Origin of the sequence: Devosia polycyclovorans (assembly GCF_042181575.1) — a bacterium.
Lineage (GTDB): Bacteria > Pseudomonadota > Alphaproteobacteria > Rhizobiales > Devosiaceae > Devosia > Devosia polycyclovorans.
In genome coordinates, this window is record NZ_CP170082.1 from 3,101,245 (window position 1) to 3,127,246 (window position 26,002).

Annotated in this window: 22 protein-coding genes; 13 read left to right on the forward strand and 9 right to left on the reverse strand. The window is 62.3% G+C overall.

Annotation, left to right across the window (positions count from 1 at the left end):
* Positions 1-1,509 carry a helicase HerA-like domain-containing protein gene (locus ACE4RL_RS15525; protein WP_375598011.1) on the reverse strand — a complete coding sequence of 503 codons (1,509 nt, stop codon included), beginning with the start codon at positions 1,507-1,509 and terminating at the stop codon, positions 1-3.
* 143 nt (positions 1,510-1,652) lie between these two features.
* On the opposite strand from ACE4RL_RS15525, the gene ACE4RL_RS15530 reads away from it, so the two are divergent.
* Positions 1,653-2,063 carry an antitoxin Xre/MbcA/ParS toxin-binding domain-containing protein gene (locus ACE4RL_RS15530; protein ID WP_375598012.1) on the forward strand — a complete coding sequence of 137 codons (411 nt, stop codon included), beginning with the start codon at positions 1,653-1,655 and terminating at the stop codon, positions 2,061-2,063.
* A complete protein-coding gene (locus tag ACE4RL_RS15535) occupies positions 2,057-2,752 on the forward strand; it encodes an RES family NAD+ phosphorylase (protein WP_375598013.1) in 696 nt (231 codons plus the stop codon). Before ACE4RL_RS15530 ends, ACE4RL_RS15535 begins: the two co-directional genes overlap by 7 nt.
* 21 nt (positions 2,753-2,773) lie before the next feature.
* On the opposite strand, the gene ACE4RL_RS15540 is transcribed toward ACE4RL_RS15535, so the two are convergent.
* From ACE4RL_RS15540 to ACE4RL_RS15550, 3 genes are all read right to left on the reverse strand, one after another.
* The gene (locus tag ACE4RL_RS15540) at positions 2,774-3,775 is read right to left on the reverse strand and encodes an asparaginase (RefSeq protein WP_375598014.1); all 1,002 of its coding nucleotides are present in this window, start codon (positions 3,773-3,775) and stop codon (positions 2,774-2,776) included.
* Positions 3,776-3,882: 107 nt separating this feature from the next.
* Positions 3,883-4,221: an SH3 domain-containing protein gene (locus ACE4RL_RS15545; RefSeq protein ID WP_375598015.1), complete on the reverse strand. Its 339-nt coding sequence runs from the start codon at positions 4,219-4,221 to the stop codon at positions 3,883-3,885.
* 117 nt (positions 4,222-4,338) lie between these two features.
* The gene (locus ACE4RL_RS15550; RefSeq protein ID WP_375598016.1) at positions 4,339-4,764 is read right to left on the reverse strand and encodes a hypothetical protein; all 426 of its coding nucleotides are present in this window, start codon (positions 4,762-4,764) and stop codon (positions 4,339-4,341) included.
* Positions 4,765-4,996: 232 nt separating this feature from the next.
* Here ACE4RL_RS15550 and ACE4RL_RS15555 point away from each other — a divergent pair, with 232 nt between their 5' ends.
* The 11 genes from ACE4RL_RS15555 to cysG all read left to right on the forward strand — a co-directional run bounded on the left by ACE4RL_RS15555 (position 4,997) and on the right by cysG (position 21,022).
* A complete protein-coding gene (locus ACE4RL_RS15555) occupies positions 4,997-5,857 on the forward strand; it encodes an NAD-dependent epimerase/dehydratase family protein (protein ID WP_375598017.1) in 861 nt (286 codons plus the stop codon).
* Positions 5,858-5,962: 105 nt separating this feature from the next.
* Positions 5,963-6,553: an ANTAR domain-containing response regulator gene (locus ACE4RL_RS15560; RefSeq protein ID WP_375600297.1), complete on the forward strand. Its 591-nt coding sequence runs from the start codon at positions 5,963-5,965 to the stop codon at positions 6,551-6,553.
* Between the two features lie 10 nt (positions 6,554-6,563).
* Positions 6,564-7,772 (forward strand): CmpA/NrtA family ABC transporter substrate-binding protein, encoded by a 1,209-nt coding sequence (locus tag ACE4RL_RS15565; protein WP_375598018.1) that lies wholly within the window; start codon positions 6,564-6,566, stop codon positions 7,770-7,772.
* A gap of 361 nt (positions 7,773-8,133) precedes the next feature.
* The gene (locus ACE4RL_RS15570) at positions 8,134-9,543 is read left to right on the forward strand and encodes a CmpA/NrtA family ABC transporter substrate-binding protein (protein WP_157288744.1); all 1,410 of its coding nucleotides are present in this window, start codon (positions 8,134-8,136) and stop codon (positions 9,541-9,543) included.
* A 50-nt stretch (positions 9,544-9,593) separates the two neighbouring features.
* Positions 9,594-10,667, forward strand: a complete 1,074-nt coding sequence (locus tag ACE4RL_RS15575) for an ABC transporter permease (protein ID WP_375598019.1) — start codon at positions 9,594-9,596, stop codon at positions 10,665-10,667.
* Between the two features lie 9 nt (positions 10,668-10,676).
* Positions 10,677-12,422 (forward strand): ABC transporter ATP-binding protein, encoded by a 1,746-nt coding sequence (locus ACE4RL_RS15580; protein ID WP_375598020.1) that lies wholly within the window; start codon positions 10,677-10,679, stop codon positions 12,420-12,422.
* 347 nt (positions 12,423-12,769) lie between these two features.
* A complete protein-coding gene (locus ACE4RL_RS15585) occupies positions 12,770-14,050 on the forward strand; it encodes a nitrate/nitrite transporter (protein ID WP_375598021.1) in 1,281 nt (426 codons plus the stop codon).
* Positions 14,051-14,073: 23 nt separating this feature from the next.
* Positions 14,074-16,518: a nitrite reductase large subunit NirB gene (nirB, locus tag ACE4RL_RS15590; RefSeq protein ID WP_375598022.1), complete on the forward strand. Its 2,445-nt coding sequence runs from the start codon at positions 14,074-14,076 to the stop codon at positions 16,516-16,518.
* A gap of 5 nt (positions 16,519-16,523) precedes the next feature.
* On the forward strand, positions 16,524-16,859 hold the full coding sequence (nirD, locus tag ACE4RL_RS15595) for a nitrite reductase small subunit NirD (protein WP_375598023.1): 336 nt from the start codon (positions 16,524-16,526) through the stop codon (positions 16,857-16,859).
* Between the two features lie 166 nt (positions 16,860-17,025).
* The gene (locus tag ACE4RL_RS15600) at positions 17,026-19,641 is read left to right on the forward strand and encodes a molybdopterin-dependent oxidoreductase (protein WP_375598024.1); all 2,616 of its coding nucleotides are present in this window, start codon (positions 17,026-17,028) and stop codon (positions 19,639-19,641) included.
* The gene (gene cysG / locus ACE4RL_RS15605) at positions 19,613-21,022 is read left to right on the forward strand and encodes a siroheme synthase CysG (protein ID WP_375598025.1); all 1,410 of its coding nucleotides are present in this window, start codon (positions 19,613-19,615) and stop codon (positions 21,020-21,022) included. Before ACE4RL_RS15600 ends, cysG begins: the two co-directional genes overlap by 29 nt.
* Before the next feature lies 1 nt (position 21,023).
* On the opposite strand, the gene rhaM is transcribed toward cysG, so the two are convergent.
* The 5 genes from rhaM to rhaS all read right to left on the reverse strand — a co-directional run bounded on the left by rhaM (position 21,024) and on the right by rhaS (position 25,986).
* Entirely contained in the window at positions 21,024-21,356 is a 333-nt protein-coding gene (gene rhaM, locus ACE4RL_RS15610; RefSeq protein ID WP_375598026.1) for an L-rhamnose mutarotase, read from the reverse strand.
* Complete coding sequence (locus tag ACE4RL_RS15615; RefSeq protein WP_375598027.1) at positions 21,353-22,354, reverse strand: ABC transporter permease; 1,002 nt, start codon at positions 22,352-22,354, stop codon at positions 21,353-21,355. The genes rhaM and ACE4RL_RS15615 overlap by 4 nt, the downstream gene beginning before the upstream one ends.
* Positions 22,351-23,331 (reverse strand): ABC transporter permease, encoded by a 981-nt coding sequence (locus ACE4RL_RS15620; protein ID WP_375598028.1) that lies wholly within the window; start codon positions 23,329-23,331, stop codon positions 22,351-22,353. Before ACE4RL_RS15620 ends, ACE4RL_RS15615 begins: the two co-directional genes overlap by 4 nt.
* Complete coding sequence (locus ACE4RL_RS15625; protein ID WP_375598029.1) at positions 23,328-24,833, reverse strand: sugar ABC transporter ATP-binding protein; 1,506 nt, start codon at positions 24,831-24,833, stop codon at positions 23,328-23,330. Before ACE4RL_RS15625 ends, ACE4RL_RS15620 begins: the two co-directional genes overlap by 4 nt.
* 166 nt (positions 24,834-24,999) lie before the next feature.
* The gene (gene rhaS, locus ACE4RL_RS15630; protein WP_375598030.1) at positions 25,000-25,986 is read right to left on the reverse strand and encodes a rhamnose ABC transporter substrate-binding protein; all 987 of its coding nucleotides are present in this window, start codon (positions 25,984-25,986) and stop codon (positions 25,000-25,002) included.
* Between the last annotated feature and the right edge of the window lie 16 nt (positions 25,987-26,002).

Genomic DNA, 26,002 nt, shown 5'->3' on the forward strand with positions numbered 1-26,002 from the left:
TCAACGACGCCCCTTGATACCGCCCAGAATACCGCGCACCAACTCCCGGCCGAGGGTGTTGGCGACTGTGCGGGCGAATGAGGTCATCGCCGCTTCGGTTGGTGATTGGCGCGTAGAGCGGCGGGGAGCAGAGGCCTTTTCGGCCCGCTCACGCTCCTTGGCGAGCCGCTCGGCTTCTTCCCGCTTCTGCTCTTCGAAAGCCGCGCGTTCTTCGGCCAACTGCTTTTCTCTGGCGCGCTTATGCAGCACTTCGAACGCCGATTCACGATCCAGAACGGTGTCGTAGAGCCCACCGACAGGGGAATTGGCCATGGCCGCATCGCGCTCGGCAGGTGAAATCGGCCCGACTTGCGCTGAAGGCGGCCGGATGAAGGTACGCCCGACCATTGAGGGCACGCCCTTGGCCTCGAGCACCGACACCAGTGCCTCGCCGATGCCGAGCTGGGTTATGGCCTCTTCGGTCGAAAAGGCCGGGTTGGGCCGGAAGGTCTCAGCGGCCACGCGCACTGCCTTTTGCTCGCGCGGCGTATAGGCCCGCAAGGCGTGCTGGATGCGATTGGCGAGCTGGGCCAGTACGCTTTCGGGGACATCGACCGGGTTCTGGGTAACAAAGTAGACGCCCACGCCCTTGGAACGGATCAGCTTGACCACCTGCTCAACCTTATCGATCAGCGCCTTGGGCGCGTCGTCGAACAGCAGATGGGCCTCGTCGAAAAAGAACACCAGTCTGGGCTTGTCCGGATCGCCCAACTCGGGCAGTTCCTCGAACAGTTCGGAGAGCAGCCAAAGCAGGAAAGTCGCGTAGAGCCGCGGCGACTGCATGAGCTGGTCGGCCGCCAGGATCGAGACCACGCCCCGGCCCTCGGCATCGGTACGCATCAGATCGTCAATCACCAATGCCCGCTCACCGAAAAAATGGTCGGCGCCCTGCTGTTCGAGCACCAGGAGCGCACGCTGAATGGCCCCGATAGAGGCGGTGGTGACATTGCCATAACGCGCGGAAATTTCGCGCGCCCGCTGCTGCACCTCTACCAGCAATGCCCGCAAATCCTTCAGATCGAGCAGCAGCAAGCCTTCCTCGTCGGCCACGCGGAAAGCGATGTTGAGCACGCCTTCCTGGGTGTCATTGAGATCGAGAATACGGCTGAGAAGGACCGGCCCCATTTCTGAAATGGTGGCGCGGACGGGATGACCCTGCTTGCCGAACAGATCCCAGAAGATCACCGGATAGACATCGTCAGCAAAGTCGGTGAAGCCAATGTCCTCGGCTCGCTTGGTCTGCCAGTCCTGTGCCTTGCCCATGCGGGACACGCCGGAGAGATCGCCCTTGATGTCTGCCGCAAAGACCGGCACGCCCGCCGCGGAGAAACCTTCGGCCAGCACCTGCAGGCTGACAGTCTTGCCTGTACCGGTTGCGCCAGTGATCAGCCCGTGGCGATTGGCATATTTGAGCTTGAGATATTCCGGCTTGTCGCTCACGCCCAAAAAGATTTCGCCGTCCACGAGCATGCCGCATCACCTGTTGGTCTGTTTCTGACCGTCCTTATAGCTGCCCGGCCGTGGATCGAACAAGCAATTGACCGGACGGCAAAGGCTCACCAATTTGCCATTTGGCACAAAATGCGCTATTTAATGCCAATAGGAGAAAAGGCATGTTGCATGAACTGCCGCGAACAGAAGCGGTACCCGACATCGCAACCATCACCGATGCAGAATCGGCGGCCATGGCGCGCGCGGTCATCCGGCTGTTCGAACGCTGGGGGGTGAGCGACGCTGAAGCGCGCAATGTGCTGGGCGGGTTGGCGGCACGAACCTATGCGCGCTGGAAAGGTGGCGAAGTGGGGCGGATCGACCGCGATCTTGCCACCCGCCTGTCGCTCCTGATGGGTATACACAAGGGGCTGCGCTACCTCTACACCGATCCGGAACGCGGCTACGCCTGGGTGAAAAAGGCCAACGCGAACCTTGATGGGCGAACGCCGCTGGAAATCATGACCGAGGGCAGCATGTTCGGCCTGATGCGGGTACGCAACTATCTTGACGCCGAGCGTGGCGGGTGGTGAACGGCACCCTGGCGCTTACGCGGGTCACCTGGCCCAAGGCATACCGCCTGATCCGATCAATCTACCCACCTATCGATCTGTTCGAGGACATTGCCGACCCGCGCGACTGGGAGGCTCTCGCCTCTGCCGAATCCAAGACCAATCCCCGGCTCTGGGATCACCTGGGCCGACTCGATCTGGTGCCGCCGGAACGTCGCGTCAGCGGCCCCGGTGCAAGCTATCTCATGGCACCCTTCGTGCATGTCAGCCGCGACCGGCCTGGTCGGTTCACCGATGGCAGTTATGGGGTCTACAGCGCCGGCAATGCCGAGGAAGTCGCTATCCGCGAGGTTGCCTATCATCACGGCCGCACCCTGGCCGCCAGCGGCGAGACCCCAGGCTGGACCTCGCAATTCCGCATGCTGGTGAACCGGCTCGATCTCGAACTGCACGACGTTCGCCCGCTCGACCAGTACCATGCGCCAGATGACTATAGCGCGTCCCAGGCGCTGGGCCGCGAACTCCGCCGCAAGGGCAGCAATGGCATTGTCTATCGGAGCGTTCGCCAGAAGGGCGGCGAATGCGCGGCTATTTTCTGGCCCGACCTGATGCCGACTCCTGTGCAAGCGGACCATTTCGACTATCACTGGGACGGCGAAAGGGTCGATCGCATTCGCAATTGCGGCACCGGGAAGATCTTTGGGCTTTGAGAGAATTTGCCGGGTTGCCGACTAAATCCCAACTGCCCGCATCTCGCCAACCACCGTGCCCCTGACATTCTTGATGGGCTGGCGGGCAAACTGGTCGAGCACGGCCTTCTGGTTGGCATCAGGATCAGCGAACTTCAGCAGCAGCGCGGCCACCATGGCATGGCTGGCGACCATGTTGCCGTCATCGCATTTGAGCGCGTAGCCCCAGCCCTTGTCGCGAATGGCGCCGCATTGCACGCCTTCGGCGCCGCCCTTCTGCATAACCCGTCCCTTGAAGGCCTCCATGACCAGCGTATCGAGATGGCCCGTGCCGGCCACCAGATGCGGATGGCCGGTGGCCGCATCGAACAGCGCCTGTGCGCCCCGTGCGTGTTCGCCATCGAGCCCCTGCCCGGTGGCCATGCGGGCAAAGCCGCTTGCCCAGGCGCTCAAGGGCGCCGCCCAGGTAGGAATGGCGCAGCCGTCGGTGCCGCATCGATCCTCGGTCAGGTCCTCGCCGATCACATATTCCACAGCGGCACGAACGGCCTTTTGCACATCGTGTTCGCGCTCGACATATCCAGAGGCGGGCACGCCCATGGCCAGGGCCACGCTGAGCATGCCGGCATGTTTGCCCGAGCAATTGTTGTGAAGCGCACTGGGCGAAGCACCCGCAGCTCGCAGGGCTTGCCGAGCCTTGGCATTGGTCGGCATGTGCGCACCGCATTCCAGGTCGTTCACCGACAGTCCCATACGATCAAGGAAATGGGCGACATTGCCGACATGTTCGTCTTCGCCATGATGCGAAGCGCAGGCCAGTGCAAGCTCTTCGGACGTGTGATTAAAGCGGTCGGTGGCATGACGGTCGAAGATCGCCAGCGCCTGCATGGACTTGATGGCGGAGCGCGGAAAGACCGGCCTTTCGATATCGCCACTCGAGGCGATCACCTTGCCGGAGGCGTCCACGACGACAAAGGCGCCACGGTGCCGGTTTTCAACCCAGTTGCCGCGCACGGCCTCGGCGAGAATGGGATTGGCGTCCATGCAAGAAAACTCCGGTGTCTGCTGTACGCCACGAACAGCAAGAGCACCGGAGAAAGTCAACATGCATGGGAAGGAGGTCGGAAAATTCCCGTCCTTGGGAGAGGGGATCAGATGTCCCAGTTTTCGGCCGGTACCAGGTAACGGGAGTTGACCCAGCCCTTGGTGTTGCCGCGTTCGACCAGGCACCAGTCAGAGCTGTTTTCAACTTCGATGCAGCGCTCGACCCAGACATGCAGACCCGGTGCAAAGCTGCCGATTTTCTGCGAATAGCTAGCGGGCCATTTGCGGACATTGAGCCGGTCCCATTCGGCCACGCCAGTGATCTGGCCCAGCGTATCGACATTGTATCCGGCGGCCATGGCGGGCTGCACGGCAAAGCCGGCGGCGGCGGTGACCACAAGACCGCATAATGCGGCGACGAGAACTTTTTCCTGTGCCTTGTTCATTTCGAGTGCCCTCCGAAACGCTTGATGTTGGAGATACCCTGGCACCAAGCCTTTGAACCGATGCTGATAGGTGTATTCAGCCTGCGTTCATCTTGGCGCCAGGGCGGCGAAACGGTTTCAGTTCAGGTCCCGCTGGTGGACATAGAGGTAGATGCTGTTGCCGCCGGCAAAGCGCAGGGAAATCACGTCGTTGTGGTCGTAGCCCCTGGCGGTCAGTGCATTCATCAGCGTCGCATTGCGGGCAATGGGCTCACGCAAGGTATTCACATTGCCATCAATGAACAGCGTGCCGTAATTGTTCTTGCCAGGGACTGTGGGGTCCTCGCAAATCGGGTAGAGGAAGATCTTCTGGTCCCGGATGCCCTGAATATCGAAGGCGTTGACCGAGCGCATATGGCCCATTTCGTCCTCACAACTGTGATCCGGGCCGGAGCTGGGGTAGTTTGGCCGGTTTGGCGCCTTGGCCACCTGCGCGTAGCTTGGCAGCACGGCAGAGGTTGCAACGAGACCTGCAAGCAGGGCGAGTGCGGCAAGTTTGAGCATTTTGTGTCTCCTCGATCCTTGGTGAAGCGGCCAATTGGTGGTCCGCCTGTCGATGCGGGGCACCGACCTTGGAGACAGTTATGCGCCCGCCCGCTTGAACCGGCGCTGAGAGCCTCGTTCATCATTTGTTAACGCGGAGAAGACGGTAGGAACGGTTGGCAGAGCCAGCGTTCCGCAATAGGCTGGCAATATAGCAGGCGCGGAAATTCGCGTTGAAAAAGAGGAGGTTCTGATGAGCAAGGTTCTGGTGACGGGTGGCAGTGGCAAGCTTGGGCGGGCGGTGCTGCGCGATCTGGTGGAGCATGGCTATGATGTCCTCAACCTCGACCAGCAGGCCTTGCCGGAGCCGATTTGCCCGAGTGTGCGGGTCGATCTGAGCAATTTCGGCGAAGTGTCGAGCGCAATTCTTGGGGGCGTGGATGAGCGGGGCGGTCCATTCGATGCGGTGGTGCATCTGGCGGCCATTCCGGCGCCGGGCCTGTCGGCCAATGCGCGCACGCTGACCAACAATGTCACCTCAAGCTATAATGTGTTCGAATCCTGCCGTCTGGCCGGAATCAAGAATGTCGTTTTCGCGTCGAGTGAAACCGTGCTAGGCCTGCCGTTCGACAATCCGCCGCCCTATGCGCCGGTGGACGAAGAGTATTTCCCGCGGCCAGAAAGCGCCTATTCTCTGGGCAAGCTGCTGGACGAGACCATGGCGGCCCAGTTCTGCCGCTGGGATCCGGAACTGCGCATGGTGGGCCTCAGGTTCTCCAATGTGATGTATCCGGAGGATTACAAGGCGTTCCCGAGCTTTGACAGCGAACCGCGCAAGCGGAAATGGAATTTGTGGGCCTATATCGATGCGCGCGATGGGGCGCAGGCAGTGCGGCGGGCCATCCAGGCGGAGTTCAAGGGCTTTGAAGCCTTCATCATCGCCAATGCGGATTCGGTGATGTCGCGATCCAATATGTCCCTGTTGGCCGAGGTGTTTCCCGAGGTCGAGCAGAAGGGCAATATCACGACCAATGGCACGCTGCTCTCGATCGAGAAAGCCAAGCGCATGCTGGGATACTCGCCGCAGTTCAGCTGGCGCAATGAGGTGAAATAGGCGGCGGCTCCGGTCGGCGCCCGCGCCGCCGCAAGCAAAAATTGCATCACATATGTGCATTTTGTGCTCTTGTGCTTTTTTTCAGCAAAGGCATAAGTGCGCAAGATGCCGAGCCCCGACCTGTCCATTCTGATCATCGACGAGAATCGCATTCGCGCCTCGATCATGGAGGAAGGTCTGCGTGAGGCCGGATATGCGCGCGTGGCAGTGATCCACGACGTCAACGAGGTCGGGCGCACTATCACGCAGACCATGCCCGATGTGATCTTCATCGACCTCGAAAACCCCAAGCGCGACACGCTGGAGCACTTCTTTTCGCTCAGCCGCGCCATTCAGCGACCCATCGCCATGTTCGTTGACCGCTCGGACGGGACGATGATCGAGAAGGCGGTGGAGGCCGGGGTCTCAGCATATGTGGTGGATGGCCTCAAGAAAGAGCGGGTCAAGCCGATCCTCGACATGGCCATTTCCCGCTTCAATGCCTTTTCACGCCTGAGCCGGGAGCTGGAGGAAGCCCGTAGCGCGCTGGAGGAGCGCAAGATCGTCGACCAGGCCAAGGGCATCTTGATGAAGACCAAGGGCCTCTCCGAACCCGAGGCCTATGCGCTGTTGCGCAAGACGGCGATGAACCAGAACCGCAGGCTGATCGATATTGCCCAAAGCCTGATCACCGCCGCCAATCTGCTTGGGCCATAGGAGCACACCCATGTCCCTTCCCCACCTGACCGCCGGCTTTCTCCCCCTGCTCGACAGCGCCCTTCTGGTGCTGGCGCATGAACTGGGCATTGCCGAGGAGGAAGGATTCACGCTGGGCCTGACGCGCGAATCCTCCTGGGCCAACATCCGGGACCGGACTGCGCTGGGGCATTTTGATATCGCTCTGGTGCTGGCGCCGATGCCAATTGCCGCCAATCTTGGCCTGACCCCGATTGCCACCCCGATGATCGCCCCGGTGATGACCGGCCTGGGCAATAATGCCATCACCGTGAGCGCGGATCTTTGGGCCCGCATGGCGGATGCGGGCGCGCCCGGCGATCTGGCCGCCGGCCCAGCCGGTCAAGCGCTGGCACAGGTTGTCCGCTCCACCACCCGGAAGCTGCGCTTTGGCGTGGTACACCAGACTTCCTCGCATAATTACGAGTTGCGCTATTGGCTGGCGGCCAGTGGCATCGACCCGGACCACGATGTGGAAATCGTGGTGCTGCCCCCACCCCTGCTGCCCGAAGCGCTGGGCGCCGGCGGCCTTGATGGCTACTGCGTCGGCGAACCATGGAACAGCGTCGGCGTGGCCAGTTTCGGCGCGCGTGTTGCCACCACGAAGTCATCGATCTGGCAGTGGAGCCCCGACAAGGCTGTCGGCATGCGCTCGGACTGGGCCGAGCAGAACCCCGACCTTGTGGCCGCCACCATTCGGGCTGTCTACCGCGCCGGCCAATGGTGCCAGGACAGCGCCAACCATCTGCGCGCGGCGGAGATCATGGCCGCGCCGGCAAATCTCAACCAGCCGGTGGAGATCGTCGCGCGCGCCCTGACCGGGCATATTGACGGGGGCGCCCGGCAGGTCAGCATACCAGATTTCTATGTGCCCCATGCCGGCGCGGCCAACTTCCCCTGGAAGAGCCACGGCCTGTGGTATTACAGCCAGATGGTGCGCTGGGGCGAAGTCGGGTTCAGCGCCGCCAATGCAGCCATCGCAGCCGCCACCTTCCGACCCGACCTCTATCGCGCCGCCCTCGCCCCGCTTCGCGTCGCCGTGCCCGCCCAGGACCTGCGCGTCGATGGCGACCAGGCTGACAAGCACGCCGTGCCCGCGATTGGCGGCACGATCGAGCTGGGACCAAACCGGTTTTTCGATGGCCAGATTTTCGACCCTGACGCGGTCGAAGCCTATGTCCAGTCGCAGGCGACGGTCTGAGCCTCATTTGTGTGCAGGCGACTATACTGCACACATGGTAGGCATTATTTTAGTGACATGCCGCCGCAACGGGCAGTTTCGTGACCGGCCACAAGTCCACCAAATTCCCCCAAAATATTGATCGGATTAAACTTTTCTCATAGCGGGCCAATTGGCACGCTTCGTGCAATGTGTTGAGCGGATGAGCTCCTCCCAAGACGGCTCATAACATATCGGCGTCCGACGACGGGCGCTCCAATGGCAAAGCCGCCAACTGGCAAGCGTCCGATCAAAAGATTGGAGCGCATGTGCAGTTGGCGGCTTGTTTGTTTTTTGGAGCATTCGCAAGGCCGCCGGTTGTCGACACAACACGGAGACGATGATGACTGCGACTACCTGCCCCACGCCGCCACGCCACCGCCTCGCGCCACTGTTTGCCGGTCTCGCCCTGGGCCTGCTGACCAGCACGGCCAGCAGCGCTGCCATGCTCGATGTCGAAAAGGACGAGCTGAAATTCGGCTTCATCAAGCTCACCGACATGGCCCCTCTCGCCATTGCCTATGAGCTTGGCTATTTCGAAGACGAAGGGCTCTATGTAACGCTCGAGCCGCAGGCCAACTGGAAGGTACTGCTCGATGGTGTGATTACCGGCTCGCTCGATGGTGCCCATATGCTTGCGGGCCAACCACTGGCCGCCACCATTGGGTATGGCACCGAAGCCCATATCGTCACGCCTTTCTCCATGGACCTTAATGGCAACGGCATCACCGTCTCCAATGCCGTGTGGGAGCTGATGAAGCCGCATCTGGAAATGGATGCCGAGGGCAAGCCCGTCCACCCCATTTCCGCCGCCGCGCTCAAGCCGGTGATCGAAGAGTTCGATATCGAGGGCCGCCCGTTCAATTTGGGCATGGTGTTCCCCGTTTCCACCCACAATTACGAGTTGCGCTATTGGCTGGCCGCTGGCGGCATCAGTCCGGGCTATTATTCGCCCGAGGATGTTTCGGGCCAGATCGCGGCCGACGCCTATCTCTCCGTGACCCCGCCTCCGCAGATGCCCTCAACGCTCGAAGCGGGCACCATTGACGGCTATGCAGTTGGTGAACCCTGGAACCAGGCTGCCGTATTCAAAAAGATCGGCGTGCCAGTTATCACCGATTACGAGATCTGGAAGAACAATCCCGAAAAAGTCTTCGGTATCACTGCCGAATTTGCCGAAACCAATCCCAACACCACGCTGGCGATCACCAAGGCGCTGATCCGCGCCGCCAAGTGGCTCGACGAGAATGACAATGCGAACCGCGCCGAAGCGGTCGAAATCCTGTCACGCTCCGAATATGTCGGTGCCGACGCCGAGGTTATCGCCGCCTCGATGACCGGCACGTTCGAGTTCGAAGCGGGCGATGTGCGCGAAGTGCCCGACTTCAACGTGTTCTACCGCTACTTTGCCACCTATCCCTATTATTCGGACGCCGTCTGGTACCTCACGCAGATGCGCCGCTGGGGCCAGGTGGCCGAGGATATGCCCGATAGCTGGTATGACGAAGTCGCCAGGTCGGTCTACAAGCCGGAAATCTATCTCGAGGCCGCGCGCCTGCTGGTCGAAGAAGGCCACGTGGATGAGGCCGATTTCCCCTGGGACAGCACCGGCTACCGTGAGCCGACCGCCGAGTTCATCGACGGCGTCACCTATGACGGCACCAAACCCAACGCCTATATCGACAGCCTTCCGATTGGCCTGAAAACCGGCGACAGCGTCGTCGGCGCCGAAGTGGTTGCTGCCGCCAACTGACATCCTCGGGTGGCCGCGCGACGGCCACCCTCAGCCCTGAGGACTGCAATATGACCCTTGCAAGCGAAGCCCCCGCCACTACTGGCGACCGCCGGCAGAAGCTGTTCACTGCCATCAACCGTTCTGCCGCCTGGCTCAGCGCATTGGGCCTGGGGTGGCTGGTGCCACTGCTCAAGATTGCGGCTGGCGACGACCCCCGCGAACAGATGGGCGAGCTGCGCGACAGCCTGCTCTTCCCCCTGCTCGGGATCGGCGCGTTTCTGCTCGCCTGGGCGGTGCTTGCGCCGCAGGTGCAAACCTCGCTCGGCGCCATTCCCGGCCCCGCACAAGTCTGGGAACAGACTGGCGCGCTTTGGCAGGACCATGTCGCCGAACGCGAGAAGGAAGCCGACTTTTATGTGCGCCAGGATGAGCGCAATGCCGAACTGATCGCCGATGGCCGCGAAGACGACGTCAAAGTGCGCGCCTATACCGGCAAGCCAACCTATCTCGACCAGATCGTCACCTCACTCAAAACCGTCGGTCTGGGCTTTCTGATCGCCACTATCATCGCCGTGCCACTTGGTATTGCCTCGGGGCTCAGCAAGCCTTTCAACGGCGCGCTCAACCCCTTGGTGCAATTGTTCAAGCCGGTCTCGCCGCTGGCCTGGCTGCCCATCGTGACCATGGTGGTGTCGGCGCTTTATGTGGACGCCAGCGACGCCTTTCCCAAGGCGCTGGTCATTTCGGCGGTCACCGTGACCCTCTGCTCGCTCTGGCCAACGCTGATCAATACAGCGCTCGGTGTGGCCTCGATCGACAAGGACCTCGTCAATGTGGGCAAGGTGCTGCAGCTTTCGACACCCACCACCATCACCAAGCTGGTGCTGCCCTCGGCCCTGCCACTGATCTTCACCGGGCTGCGCCTGTCGCTCGGTGTTGGCTGGATGGTGCTGATCGCCGCCGAAATGCTGGCGCAGAATCCGGGCCTGGGGAAATTCGTCTGGGATGAATTCCAGAACGGCTCATCCTCCTCGCTCGCCCGCATCATCGTGGCCGTGCTGACCATCGGCATTATCGGCTTCCTGCTCGACCGGGTGATGTTCACCCTGCAGACCGCCTTCACCTTCTCCGGCAAGCGATAGGACCGCACAATGGCTCCCATTCTCCAGCTCTCCGGCATTGCCAAGCATTTTGGCGACGGCGCCAAGCGCGTCGACATTCTCAAAGACATCAATCTGGACGTCGAGGATGGCGAATTCGTCGCCATTCTCGGCTTCTCCGGGGCGGGCAAGACCACGCTGATCTCGATGATGGCGGGCCTGATCGAACCCGATCTGGGTGGCGTCATCTATCGTGGCAAGGAGATCGGCGGCCCCGGCCCCGAGCGCGGCGTCGTGTTCCAGTCCTATTCATTGATGCCTTGGCTCAGCGTGGCCGGCAATGTCGACCTGGCGGTCAATGCCGTACACAAGACCAAGTCGCGCGCCGAAAAGCTCGCGCTGCGCCGCCATTATGTCGAGATGGTTGGGCTGGGCCACGCCGCAGACCGTCGCCCGGCCGAACTGTCCGGCGGCATGCGCCAGCGCGTTGCCGTGGCGCGCGCGCTGGCCATGCAGCCGGAAATCCTGTTGCTCGACGAACCACTTTCGGCGCTCGACGCGCTCACCCGCTCCAAGCTGCAGGACGAGTTCGCGCAGATTTCCCAGGCCGAGAAGAAGACCATCATTCTCATTACCAATGATGTGGATGAGGCCATTCTGCTGGCTGACCGGGTGATCCCGCTGACGCCCGGCCCTGCTGCAACGCTTGGTCCGCATTTCAGGGTCGATATCGAGCGGCCGCGCGACCGCGCCGAACTCAATGGCGATGATCGCTTCATTACCCTAAGGCGCGAGATCACCGAATATCTCATGGATGTCGGCGCCAGCCGCAATCCGTCGGGCGAAGCCGACATTGCACTGCCCAATGTCACCCCCATAGCACGCGGCAAATCGGCCCGCCTGCCCAGCGCCTATGCCAATGCGGCGGCGGCGTCCGGCACGCAGGACGATTATCTGCGCTTCGAGGACGTCTCCAAGGTCTATCCGACGCCGAAGGGGCCGCTGACTGTGGTCGATGGCTTCGACTTCCAGATGAAGAAGGGCGAATTTGTCACCCTTATCGGCCATTCGGGCTGCGGCAAATCAACCGTGCTGTCCATGGTGGCGGGGCTGAACGACATCTCCGCCGGCAATGTCGTGCTCGATGGCAAGGACGTTGTCGGGGCCGGTCCCGAGCGGGCCGTGGTGTTTCAGGCCCCGTCGCTGATGCCCTGGCTAACGGCGCGCGAGAACGTCGCCCTGGGCGTCGATCGCGTCTATCCCACTGCCGGCCCGGCCGAGCGGCGCGACATGGTCGAATATTATCTCAACCGGGTTGGACTGGGCGATGCCATGCATCGGCCTGCCGCCGAACTCTCCAATGGCATGAAGCAGCGCGTGGGCATTGCACGGGCCTTTGCCCTGTCGCCCAAGCTGCTGCTGCTCGACGAGCCCTTCGGCATGCTCGACAGTATCACCCGCTGGGAATTGCAGGACGTGCTGATGGATGTCTGGGCGCGCACGCAAGTTACCGCCATCTGTGTCACCCATGATGTCGATGAAGCCATTTTGCTGGCCGACAGGGTGGTGATGATGTCGAACGGGCCCAACGCCCGGATCGGCAATGTCATGGAGGTGGATTTGCCGCGCCCCCGTTCGCGCAAGGCGCTGTTGGCCCACAAGGATTATTACGCCTATCGCGAGGAACTGCTCGATTTCCTCGAAGCCTATGAGGGCGGCGCCAATCCGGATCAGGAAACGCTCGACCGCATTCGCTCCAAACGCGGCAAGGCATCCGCGCTGGCGGCGGCGGAATAGAGAGGCTGCACAGTAATGATGCACTTTTCAACCAAAGCCATCCAATGCACGAAATTTGTGCAACATGATGCCCTTTGCTGCGTGGTGGTTCTCACTGCCGATGGCGAGGGTAACCAAGCCGAACAGCTTAGCGACTGAAAGTTAAAGAAAAACCGGCGCCGATCTGGTTTGGCACGGTTCGTGCAAAGATGGGAGCAGCAGAGCTCCTCCCAAGACGCTCTTCACATAGTCGACGTCCAAGGTCGGGCGTCCAAGGCAAAGTCGCCAACAGGTACACATCGGTCCAGCATCGGTGGCGTGTCAGTTGGCGGCTTTTTTGTTTTCAGTTCGAAACGGAGTCCCATCCGATGACAGAGGCAACAAGAGCCGCGCAATCGACATCCGCCCCGCAGCAGAACCGCGCACTGGGCCTGTCGACCATAGCCTTCACCGTGTGCTTTGCCGTCTGGACGATCTTCTCGATCATCGGCGTTTCCCTCAAGGATCAGCTTGGCCTCAGCGAAACCCAGTTCGGGCTGTTGATCGGTACGCCGGTGCTGACCGGCTCGCTCTCGCGCATCGTTCTGGGCATCTGGACCGACCGCAAGGGCGGACGGCTGGTGTTCACCCTGACCATGCTGGCGGCGGCCGCCGCCACCTTCCTCCTCGCCTTTGCCCAGAGCTATGAACAATTGCTGCTAGCGGCGCTCGGCGTGGGCCTTGCAGGCGGCTCGTTTGCGGTGGGCGTGGCCTATGTGTCGCGCTTCTATCCGGCGCAGAAGCAGGGCACGGCGCTGGGTATTTTCGGGGTCGGCAATGTCGGCGCTGCCGTCACCAAATTCGCCGCGCCCTTCGTGATGCTGGCCTGGGGCTGGCAGTCGGTGGCCGTGGTGTGGGCCGCCGCGCTGGTGGTTATGGCCGCAATCTTCTGGTTCGGCACCGAGGATGATCCGGTGATCGCGCGCCGCCGCGCCGAGGGCTACACGCCAAAGAGCCTCGCCAGCGAGTTCGCGCCGCTGCGCAATGTGCAGGTGTGGCGCTTCGCGCTCTATTACTTCTTCGCCTTTGGCGCCTTCGTGGCTCTGACCCTGTGGCTGCCGCGCTATCTGATCGGGGTCTATGGCTTCGATATTAAGACCGCCGGAATGGTCGCTGCGGCCTATTCCATCCCCGCCAGCATCTTCCGCGCCTATGGCGGCACGCTGAGCGACAAGATCGGTGCGCGCACGGTGCTCTACTGGACCTTCGGCGTCTCGGCGGTTTGTGCCTTCATCCTGGCGCTGCCGACAACGGACTCGGTCGTTGCCGGGGTCGATGGCCCCGTGCGCTTCCACTTTGAGACCGGCCCGGCCGCCTTTATTGGCCTGGTCTTCGTCCTCGGCTTTTTCATGAGCCTGGGCAAGGCCGCGGTCTACAAGCACATCCCCGCCTATTACCCCGACAATGTCGGCGCGGTGGGGGGGCTGGTCGGCATGATCGGGGGCCTTGGCGGGTTCGTGCTGCCCCTTCTCTTCGGATTTCTCAACGACATCACCGGCATCTGGTCGAGCTGCTTCATGGCGCTCTTTGTCCTGATCCTTTTGTCGCTGGGGTGGATGCACTCCGCCGTCCGCCGCCACGAGCGCCAGCTCGTGGCCCAGACGGCCTGACCCTTATTCAGGAGTACAAGCAAATGGAAAAACTGGTCGTCGTTGGTGCAGGGATGGCTTCTGGCCGCGCCCTGGAACACATCTTCGAGGAAGCCCCGGGCCGGTTCGACGTGACACTGTTCGGCGCCGAGCCGCGCGGCAATTACAACCGGCTGATGCTCTCTCCGGTCCTGGCCGGCGAGAAGGAATACGAGCAGATCATCACCCATGATGCCGATTGGTATCGCGAACATGGCGTGCATACCCGCTTTGGCGAAACCATCACCGGCATTGATCGGCAGCGCAAGGTGGTCATGTTCCGGGATGGCGAGACACCCTACGACAAGCTGATCATCGCCACCGGCTCGGCACCCTTCATCATTCCCCTGCCCGGCAAGGATCTGCCCGGCGTGATGGCCTTCCGCGATCTCGACGACGTCAACCGCATGGTCGATGTCTCCAAACGCCCCGGCTCCAAGGCCGTGGTGATCGGTGGAGGCCTGCTGGGCCTCGAGGCTGCCGCGGCCCTCAATGCCCGCGGCATGGAAGTGGTGGTGCTGCACCTGATGGGCCATGTGATGGAGCGTCAGCTCGATCCGGCTGCCGGCTATCTCCTGCAGCGTGATCTCGAAGCCCGCGGCATCAAGGTGCATTGCAAGGCACAGACCAAGGCCATTCTCGGTGAAGAGCGGGTCGAGGCCGTCGCACTTGAAGATGGCACGGTCTATGGCGCCGATATCGTGGTGATGGCCGTGGGCATCCGCCCTGAAACGCGCATCGCGGTCGATGCGGGCCTGCATGTGGAACGCGGCATTGTGGTCAATGACCAGATGGTCACCTCGGACCCCGATATTCTGGCGCTCGGCGAATGCGTCGAGCACGAGAAGATCGTCTATGGTCTGGTCGCCCCGCTCTATGACCAGGCCAAGATCCTGGCCAAGACGCTGGCCAAGGTCGATGCTGCCTTCCGCCCGGTGCAGACCGCGACCCAGCTCAAGGTGACTGGCGTGTCGGTCTATTCGGCCGGCGATTTCGCCGATGCCGAAGACCGCGAGGAAATCGTGCTGCGCGATGCCAATTCGGGCATCTACAAGCGCCTGGTGCTCAAGGAGGATCGCGTCATTGGCGCCGTGCTTTATGGCGAAACCGCCGACGGCCCGTGGTTCTTCGACATGATCCGCAAGGGCACCGATACGCGGGACATGCGCGACACCCTTATCTTTGGACAGGCCTACCAGGGGGGAGCCGCGCTGGACCCTATGGCGGCCGTTGCAGCCTTGCCGGATGATGCAGAAATCTGCGGCTGCAACGGCGTATGTAAGTCTACGATCACCGGCACGATCGTTTCCAAGGCCCTGACCGATCTCGATGGCGTGCGCGCCCACACCAAGGCCTCGGCCTCGTGTGGCTCGTGCACCCATCTGGTCGAAAAGCTCATGGCCATCACTCTGGGCGACAGCTACAACCCGGCCGCCGTCAAGCCGATGTGTCCCTGCACCGAACATGACCACGGCACCGTCCGTCGCCTGATCGTGGCCAAGGAACTCAGGTCCATTCCCGCGATCATGCAGGAATTGGAGTGGAAGACCAGTTGCGGCTGCGCCAAGTGCCGCCCTGCCCTCAACTATTATCTGGTGGCTGAATGGCCAGGTGAATATGAGGACGACAACCAGTCGCGCTTCATCAATGAGCGCGTGCACGCCAATATCCAGAAGGATGGCACCTATTCAGTGGTGCCGCGCATGTGGGGGGGCATGACCAACCCCAAGGAGTTGCGCGCTATTGCCGATGTGGCCGACAAATTCGCCATCCCCGCGGTGAAAGTCACCGGGGGGCAACGCATCGACCTGCTCGGCGTCAAGAAGGAAGACCTGCCCGCCGTCTGGGCCGATCTCAATGCCGCCGGCATGGTCTCGGGCGCCGCCTATGCCAAGGGACTGCGTACGGTCAAGACCTGCGTCGGCTCGGACTGGTGCCGCTTTGGCACCCAAGATTCGACGGGCCTCGGCGTCCGCATCGAGAAGTTCATGTGGGGCGCATGGACCCCGGCAAAGCTCAAGATGGCCGTGTCGGGTTGCCCGCGCAATTGTGCCGAGGCCACCTGCAAGGACATTGGCGTCATCTGCGTGGATTCGGGCTACGACATCCACTTCGCCGGTGCCGCAGGGCTCGACATCAAGGGCACCGAGGTCATTGGCCATGCCAATACCGAGGACGAGGCGCTCGAGATCATCGTGGCCCTCACCCAGCTTTATCGCGAACAGGGACATTATCTCGAACGCATCTACAAATGGGCCAAGCGCGTCGGCAATGACAGCATCAAGGCCGCCATCATCGATGACCTCGACAAGCGCAAATATTACTACGACCGCTTCGTCTATTCCCAGCAGTTTGCTCAGGTCGATCCCTGGGAGGAACGCGTCAATGGCAAGGACGCCCATGAATTCGCCGCCATGGCCGAATTCGGGCTTCCAGTGGCAGCGGAGTGATCGCCATGACCGAATGGATCCAGCTTGGTAGCCTGACTGCCATTCCCGTGCGCGGTGCGCGATGCGTCAACACCCCCTCGGGAAAAATTGCCGTTTTCCGGACCGCCGAAGATCAGGTCTATGCCATCGAAAATCGCTGCCCGCACAAGGGTGGCCCGCTGGCCGAGGGCATTGTCCACGGCACCTCGGTCACCTGCCCGCTGCACAATTGGGTGTTCGACCTCCAGACCGGCGAGGCGCAGGGGGCCGATGAGGGCTCAGTGCGCACCTATCCGGTCAAGGTCGAGGACGGCACGATCTACATCGCGCCCGACGTGCTGATGGCGATGGCGGCGGAATGATGGTGCTTATCCCCCTCATCCGCCCTTCGGGCACCTTCTCCCACGAGGGGAGAAGGGGGGCATCGAATTGTAACGAGCACCGGCTCACCCCTCTCCCCTTGTGGGAGAGGGTGGATCGGCCGCAGGCCGAGACGGGTGAGGGGTATCTCTTCCAGGTGAGTTTCCTATGATCACAACCCGCACCACCTGCCCCTATTGCGGCGTCGGCTGCGGCGTGTTGGCCACTCCGCAGCCGGACGGGACCGTCCAGATCGCTGGTGATCCGGACCACCCGGCCAATTTTGGGCGGCTCTGCTCCAAAGGGTCCGCATTGGGCGAAACCCTTTCGCTCGATGGGCGCCTGCTGCATCCCGAAATCAATGATGAGCGGGCAAGCTGGGACGATGCCCTCGATCTCGTCGCCACGCGCTTCCGGGCCGCCATTGCCGAACACGGTCCGCAATCGGTCGCCATCTATGGCTCCGGGCAGCTGCTGACCGAAGACTATTACGTGGCCAACAAGCTGATGAAGGGTTTCGTCGGCGCGGCCAATATCGACACCAATTCGCGCCTCTGCATGGCCTCGTCGGTGGCCGGACACAAGCGTGCTTTTGGTTCGGACACCGTGCCGGGCAATTACGAGGATCTCGAACAGGCCGACCTCATCGTGCTGGTTGGCTCCAATCTGGGTTGGTGTCACCCGGTGCTCTACCAGCGCATCGTTGCGGCCCGGGCAGCACGACCGGAACTCAAGGTGGTGTTGATCGATCCGCGGCGAACCGTGTCAGCGGACATTGCCGAGCTGCACCTGCCTGTAGCGCCGGATGGCGACAGCGCTCTGTTCGTTGGGCTGCTGGCCCATCTCGAACAACAAGGCATCACCGACAGCGACTATGTGAGTGCCTATACCTCGGGTTATGAAGCGGCACTGCTCACCGCCGAGGACTGGGACATTGCTCGGGTCGCGGAAGCGACGGGACTTTCACCGCTGTCCATCTCGCGCTTCTACGACCTCTTCGCCCGCACCAAGAAGGTCGTCACGGTCTATTCGCAGGGCGTCAACCAATCCGCCGCCGGCTCTGACAAGGTCAACGCCATCATCAATTGCCACCTGGCCACCGGGCGGATCGGCAAGCCGGGCATGGGGCCCTTTTCGGTCACCGGCCAGCCCAATGCCATGGGTGGCCGAGAAGTGGGTGGGCTCGCCAATATGCTGGCCGCCCATATGGATTTCACGCCCGAAGCCATTGACCGCGTCTCGCGCTTCTGGGGCAGCGACAGCGTGGCCCAAGGTCCGGGCCTCAAGGCAGTCGACCTGTTTGCCGCCATGGCGCGGGGCGAGATCAAGGCGGTGTGGATCATGGCCACCAATCCGGTGGATTCCATGCCCGAGGCCGATGTTGTGCGCGATGCGCTCAAGGCCTGCCCCTTCGTTGTTGTGTCAGACATGAACCGGCACACTGACACCATGGAGCTGGCGCATGTGCGCCTGCCCGCCGCCGGCTGGGGCGAAAAGGACGGCACCGTGACCAATTCGGAGCGCCGCATTTCGCGCCAACGTCCCTTCCTGCCCCTGCCCGGCGAGGCCCGGCCGGACTGGTGGATCATCAAGGAGGTGGCCAAGCGCCTCGGCCATGGCGCTGCCTTCAGCTATTTCAGCCCGGGCCAGATCTTCGCTGAGCATGTTGCCCTGTCGGGTTTCGAGAATGACGGGAGCCGCGATTTCGATCTTTCCGGCCTTTCCGGCGCCGACTACGAAACCATGACGCCGGTGCAGTGGCCGGTGCGTTCCAGGCCCACCGCCCGCATGTTCGGCGATGGCAAATTCTTCACCCCCGATGGCAAGGCGCGTTTCCTGCCGGTCCAGCCGCCGCCGCCCTTTGCCCCGGCGCCCGGGCAGTTCATCCTCAATACCGGCCGCGTGCGCGACCATTGGCACACCATGACGCGTACCGGCAAAGCCTCCCGGCTTTCGGCGCACATGGCCGAGCCATTCGTGGAAGTTCACCCAGCCGACGCCAACGCATTGGGTATTCGCCGCGCCAATCTGGTGCGACTGACCAATCGGCATGGTTCGGCGCTGGTCCGGGCGCTGGTGACCGACCGCCAGCAACGCGGCCAGTTGTTCGTGCCCATGCACTGGACCGACCAATTTGCCAACAATGGCCGGGTCGATACCCTGGTGACCGGCAAGGTCGATCCAGTCTCCGCCCAGCCAGCCCTCAAAATGGCGCAGGTCATGGCCGAACCGGTCGGGGTGCGGCTCTATGGCTTTCTGGTCGCGGCGCGAAAGCCAGCGCTTGCGACCGATTACTGGGCCATGGCCCCGGCGCCGCATGGCTACCGTGCCGAAATTGCCTTGTTCGAGGAGCCCGCGGATTGGACCGATTTCCTTGCCGACACATTCGGCACGGATGCGGTATTTCAGTCCATTCGCGACGAACGCTCGGGGCGCCGCGCCTTCGTGCTGGTCGAGAACGGCCGGCTTCTGGCCGCCCTCTACACCTCGCCCGATCCGGTGCTGGTCTCGCGCCAATGGGCGGTTGACCTGCTCTCCGAAACCGACCTGACGGCATCAATCGTGCTCGCCGGCCGACCCGGCGCGGACCGGCCCGATGGTGGCGCCATTGTCTGCTCCTGCATGGGGGTCGGCATCAACACCATCATCGAGGCCGTGACCCGCCACGGCTGTACCAGTGTCGAAGCTGTTGGCGCCCTCACCCGCGCCGGCACCAATTGCGGCTCCTGCCGCGCCGAAATCAGGGGGATTGTCGATGCAAACCGTCTCGTCGCAGCCGAGTAACAAGCGCATAGCAGAGCTCGCCGTTCTGCCGGTCTTCTTCGACCTCCGCGGCAAGCGGGTCGTGGTCATCGGCGGCGGTGAGCCGGCCGCCTGGAAGATCGAACTGCTGGCGGCAGCCGGGGCGCAGGTGGATATTTATGCGGAAGACGTCTGTGAGGAACTGTCGGCGCTTGCGCCCACCTCCATCACCGTCCACCCCTGCCCCTGGACCCCTAGCGATCTCGAAGGCGCCGCGCTGGCCATCGCCGATATCGAGGATGACGCGGAGGCCCATGCCTTCATCGCCGCCGCCAAGGCCGTTGCCGTTCCGTACAACGTCATCGACCGGCCCGAGTTCTGTCAGTTCCAGTTCGGGGCCATCGTCAATCGCTCGCCCGTCGTGGTCGGCATCTCCACCGCCGGCGCCGCGCCAATTCTCGGCCAGGCCGTCCGCCGCCGGATCGAAACATTGCTACCGCAAACCCTGACCCAATGGGCGCAGTTGGCCGCCAAACTGCGCGCGAGGGTCATGGACCAGCTTGCCGCAGGTCCGAAGCGCCGGGCCTTCTGGGAGCGTCTGGCCGACCGGGCGTTTGAGAGTCGTGCGCCCGGCGCCAGTGACGAAATCATCGATCTTCCTGCTGGTCCGGCCCCCGGTCGCGTGACGCTTGTCGGCGCCGGGCCAGGCGATGCCGAGCTCTTGACCATCAAGGCCGTGCGGGCGCTGCAATCGGCGGATGTGATCCTGTTCGACGATCTGGTGTCATCCGAGGTGCTCGAACTGGCCCGCCGCGAGGCCAAGCGCATGCTGGTGGGCAAGCGGGCCCAGCGCGAAAGCTGCGCGCAGGACGAGATCAACGCCATGATGCTGAGCCTGGCCCGGCAGGGCAAGCATGTTGTGCGCCTGAAATCCGGCGACCCGATGATCTTTGGCCGCGCGGGCGAGGAGATCGAAATGCTGGAACGCCATGGCATTGCCGTGTCGGTGGTTCCGGGCATTTCCGCGGGGCTCGCGCTAGCCAGCCGGCTGGGTGTCTCGTTGACCCATCGTGATCACGCGCAATCGGTGCGCTTCGTGACCGGCCATTCGCGCAAGGGCGTGCTGCCCGATACGCTGAACTGGGCGGCGCTGGCCGATACGGCCACCACCTCGGTCTATTACATGAGCCGCCGGACGCTACCGGGTATTGTCGCGGAACTGAGCGCCAGGGGCATGAGCCTTGAAACGCCGGCCATCATCGCGGGGAGCCTGGGGCGCCCTGATGAACAGATCTGGCGCGGCACGATTGGCGAGGCCGTCAGCGCGGTTGAAGCGTTTCCGCTCTCGGCGCCGACGATCTTTGCGGTGGGTGATGCCCTCAAGGTACGCGAAGCGATGCCACTGGCGGCGACCGGCAGCTAGCTCACTTCATCCAGAACACCGGCTTCAGGTCCACCGCAACCGGCTCGTTCTTGTCATTGGTGGCCATGATATCGGCCATATGAGCCCACCAGCGCTGCATGACCTCGGTGCCTGGCAGGTCGGCCATGGTGTGGTCGACACGACGCCAGAGCACGCCGAAGAGGGTGTTGGTCTCTTCATCGAGATGGATGGAATAGTCCTTCACCCCGGCTTCGTGCAGCAGGTCGACCAGTTCGGGGAAGATCTCGTCATGGCGCTTCTTGTATTCAGCGGCCATACCGGGATTGAGCTGCATCTTGAAAGCGTGTTTTTCGTAGCCTGCATCCACGATCATGCGCGGCGCTCCCGGATCATGCGGAACAGAATGGGCAAGGCGATCACCACGATCAGCAGCGCGCCGGTGAAGATGGTCATCACGATGCCCGGCACATTGAGCAGGCCGAGGCCAAAGGTGACAAGGCCAATGATCAGCGCCGCCAGCACCACCCCGATGATCGAGCCGGCGCCGCCCAGGATCGACACCCCGCCGAGCACCACCATGGTCACCACATCGAGTTCGAAGCCCTCGGCGATAGATGGACGAGTCGAACCCAGCCGTGCGGTAAGCAGAATGGCGGCGATGCCGCTCATCAGGCCCGTCAGGCAGAACAGCACGAATTTGATGCGATCGACCCGGACGCCGGAGAAGCGTGCGGCGGTCGCATTGTTGCCGATGGCAAAAACCCGGCGCCCGAAATTGGTGCGGTGCAGCAGCACGTAGAAGATCACCGCCGCGACAAGGAACAGCACCACCTCGAACGAAATCACCCAGAACACATAGCCCTGGCCGAACCAGGAAAAGCTTGCGGGATAACCCTTGAAGCTCTGATCGCCCAGGATGATGAAGGCAATGCCCCGGAACAGGCTCATCGTGCCGATGGTCACCACGATCGAGGGGAGTTTCAGACCGGTCACCAGGAACCCGTTGAAGGCGCCGCAGAGGATGCCAACACCAACGCCCACCGCCACCAGCGCCGGAGTGTCCGCGCCATATTGCAGCGCCAATCCCATCAGCGTTGAGGCCAGGGCGATGATCGAGGCGACCGAAAGATCGATCTCGCCGGATATGATCACCAGCGCCATGGCCAGCGCGATCAGCCCTTTTTCGGTGAAGTTGAAGGTGAGGTCGGAAAGACTCCAGGCATTGAGGAAGTAGGGCGAGGCAAAGCTGTTGGCGATGAAAATTCCCAGCGCTACGAGAACCAACAGGCTCTCCCAGCTCAGCACTGCGGACTTGAATGGGTTGTCCAGCCGGTTCGGCAGGCGGCGGCCGTTTGCAGTTGCGTCGGTCATGCCGCCACCTCGGCTTTCTTGAGAATGATACGTCCCTTGCTTCGTTCGCCACGGGCGTTGAGCACAACGGCAAGCAGGATCGCGGCGCCGGAAATGGCCATCTGCCAGAAGGGCGACACGCCGATGACCGGCAGGGCATTGTTGACGACACCGAGGAACAGGGCGCCAAGCAGCGCCCCACCCACAGTGCCGATGCCGCCGGCAATCGAGACCCCGCCGATGACGCAGGCCGCCACGATGGTCAGCTCATAACCGCCGGCCACTTCCACCGAAGCGATGACGTAGCGAGATATCCAGAGATAGCCGCAAAGCCCGGAAATGGCGCCCGAGAGCACGAAAGCGAGGAACTTGGTGCGGCCCACATTGATGCCGGTATAGACCGAGGCGGTCGGATTGACGCCGATGGCGTAGAAGGCCCGGCCCCAAGGCGTGCGGGTCATCAGCACATAGACCAGGGCCGCCACGACAATGGCGAACCAGCTCAGTATCGGCAGACCGAGGAAGCTGCCGCGCTGAAGCTGGATGAAGTCAGTGCTCATCTGTGCCGCGTTGACCCAGGCGCCACCCGAGACAACGAAGACCAGACCACGGAAGATGGTCAACGTGCCCAGGGTCACCACGATTGGCGGAATATCAAGCTTCCAGACCAGAATGCCGTTGAACGCGCCCAGCGCCGCGCCGACCACGACGCAACCGGCGATCAGCAGCGGAATGGGAATGAACGGAAAGGCCGCATTGGTCATTGCCACCAGCATGCCGGTCAGCGCCAGGTTCGAGGCCATGGACAAATCGATGGAGCGGGTCAGGATGACGGCCATCTGCCCCAGCGCCAGCATCATCAGGATCGATGTGTCGTTGAAAATGGTCAGCAGATTGTTCGGCTGCGAGAAGCGCGGAAACCGCAGCGTCACCAGCACAATGACGGCGAGAATGGCCAGCGCCAGCCAGAGTTCACGGGATTTCAGGAGCCGGTTCATGCGGCCTTCTCCTCAACGATGCCCGCAGCCAGGCTGACCAGCGTTTCGGGCTGCAGATTGTTGTTTTCGAGGGTGTCGACCACCAGGCCTTCGCGCATCACGACGATGCGGTCGCTCATGCCGAGGACTTCGGGCAGTTCGGAGGAGACCATGATGACCGAGAGGCCCTGGGCCACCAGTTCGCCCATGAACTCATGCACGGCAGCCTTGGAGCCAATATCGATGCCCTTGGTGGGCTCGTCCAGAATGATCACCTTGGGCAGGGTGGCGAGCCATTTGGCAATCACCACCTTCTGCTGGTTGCCGCCCGATAGCGTGGACACGTTCTGACTGAGCGAAGAGGCCCGCAGATCAAGCCGCTCCGTATAAGTCCGGGCCAGAGCAAATTCCTCGGCCATGCGCAAGAAGCCGGAACGGCTGGTCTTGTCGAGGCTGGGGAGCGAGACATTCTTGAAGATCGGCTCGCCGGTAATGACGCCCTGCTTGCCGCGTTCTTCGGGCACATAGACAATGCCGGCGCTGACCGCATCGGCCGGCGAGTTGGGGGTGATTGTCTGCCCTTCGAGGACCATTGTGCCAGCCGAAGGCTTTGTCATGCCGAACACGGCCTGCATCACCTCGGAGCGCCCGGCGCCCACCAGTCCATAGAACCCCAGGATTTCGCCCTTCTTGACGGAGAAGGAGACATTGTCGAATTCGGTGGGGTGGCTGAGGCCGTTGACCTCCAGCACAGTGTCGCCAATCGTGGCGTGGCGGGCCGGGAAAATCTGCTCCACAGAGCGTCCGACCATGAGCTTGACGATCTCGGCCTGCGGGGTGTCCTTGATGAAGCCCTTGCCCACCTGCTCGCCGTCGCGGAACACGGTGTAGCGGTCGGCGATGCGATAGATTTCGTCGAATTTGTGCGAAATGAAGAGGATGGCTTTTCCATCCTTCTTGAGGAGTTCGACAAGAACGTAGAGCTCCTCGATCTCCTTCTGGCTGAGCGCCGCCGTTGGCTCATCCATGATGACCATCTGGGCGTCAACGCTGAGCGCCCGCGCCACGGCAACAAGATGCTTCTTGGCGATACCCAGCTCCTTCAAGGGCATGCCGGCATCGATGCCCGCGGCCATGCTGTCGAGGGTTTCCTGCGCCTCGCGCCGCATCCTGCCCCAGTCGATCAAGCCAAAACGGTTCCTTGGCGCATGGCCGAGATAGATGTTCTCGGCAACGCTCAATTCGTCGAACAGCACGGTTTCCTGGTGGATCGCGGTGATGCCAGCTTCCGAGGCAGAGATCGCCGTTGGCAGCGTTACAAGTTTGCCGCCCACCCGGATCTCGCCCGCCTCGGGCTGGTAGATGCCGGTCATGGTCTTGACCAGGGTGGACTTGCCGGCCCCGTTCTCACCAATCAGGGCCGTTACCTGGCCGGGATAGAGCTCCAGCGACACATCATGCAGCGCCCGCACGCCGGGAAAGCTCTTGGATATGCCCGAAAGGGTCAGGATGGGGTCGGTCATTTCTATTCCTTGGGTCGGGCGCAGGCTTGGTCAAGCGCTCGATAGGGTCCCCTCTCCTTTTTTGGGGGAGAGGGTTAGGGTGAGGGGGCCTTTCTGCTCTTGGAAAGGCCCCCTCACCCGCAGCGTTGCGTCGACCTCTCCCCCAAAGGGAGAGGTGAAGAGCGCCTTAGTAGATCTTGGAGAACTCTTCGATGTTGGAAGCGTCGAACTGGAACGGCGCGGCCATGGCAGCCGAGTTGGTGTCATCCAGGGTCACTTCGCCCACCTTGCCGATGGAGAAGGTTGCGCCCGGAGCCGCTTCCTCGCCTTCGACCAGCGCATTGGCCAGGTAGATGGCCGAATAGCCCAGATCGATCGGGTTCCACAGGGCAACGGCCTGGCTGGCGCCATTGTCGATGAACTGCTTGAACTCGGACGGCAGGGCGAGGCCCGTTACGTTGATCTTGCCGATCAGGTCCTGGTCGGTCACGACCTGGGCAGCGGCAACGACACCAACGGTGGTCGGGGCGATGATGGCCTTGAGGTCGGGATGTGCGGCGATGAGGCCGCGGGCTTCTTCGGTGGACTTCACCGAGTCGTCATCGCCATAGACCACCGAAACAAGGTTGATGTTGGGGAACTTCTCGGGAATGGCTTCCTTGGCGGCTTCAATCCAGGCGTTCTGGTTGGTTGCCGTCGAGGCGGCCGAGAGGATCGCCACGTCACCACCCTCGGGCAGGTAGTCGGCTGCCAGCTTGATGATGGTTTCGCCGATCAGGTCGATGTCAGAGGGGTTGAGGTGAATCTCGCGGCCTTCGGGAGCCACACCGGAGTCAAAGCTCACCACCTTGATGCCGCGATCCATGGCGCGCTGCAGCACCGGCACCAGGGCGTCCGGGTCGTTGGCCGAGATGGCGATAGCGTCGACCTGCTGGGCGATCAGCGAGTTGACGACTTCGATCTGCGCTTCGGCCGTGGCGGAGGTCGGGCCGGTATAGATCACTTCGACGTCGCCGAGTTCTGCGGCAGCATCCTGCGCGCCCTTATTGGCGGCATCGAAGAAGCCGTTGCCCAGCGACTTGACGACCAGCGCGATGCGGGTCTGTGCCATGGCCGGCGTGGCGAGCAGCACGGCCGCGGTGGCCGTGGCAGCGAGCAGTTTCCAGAGTTTCATTTGGTCCCTCCCAGGG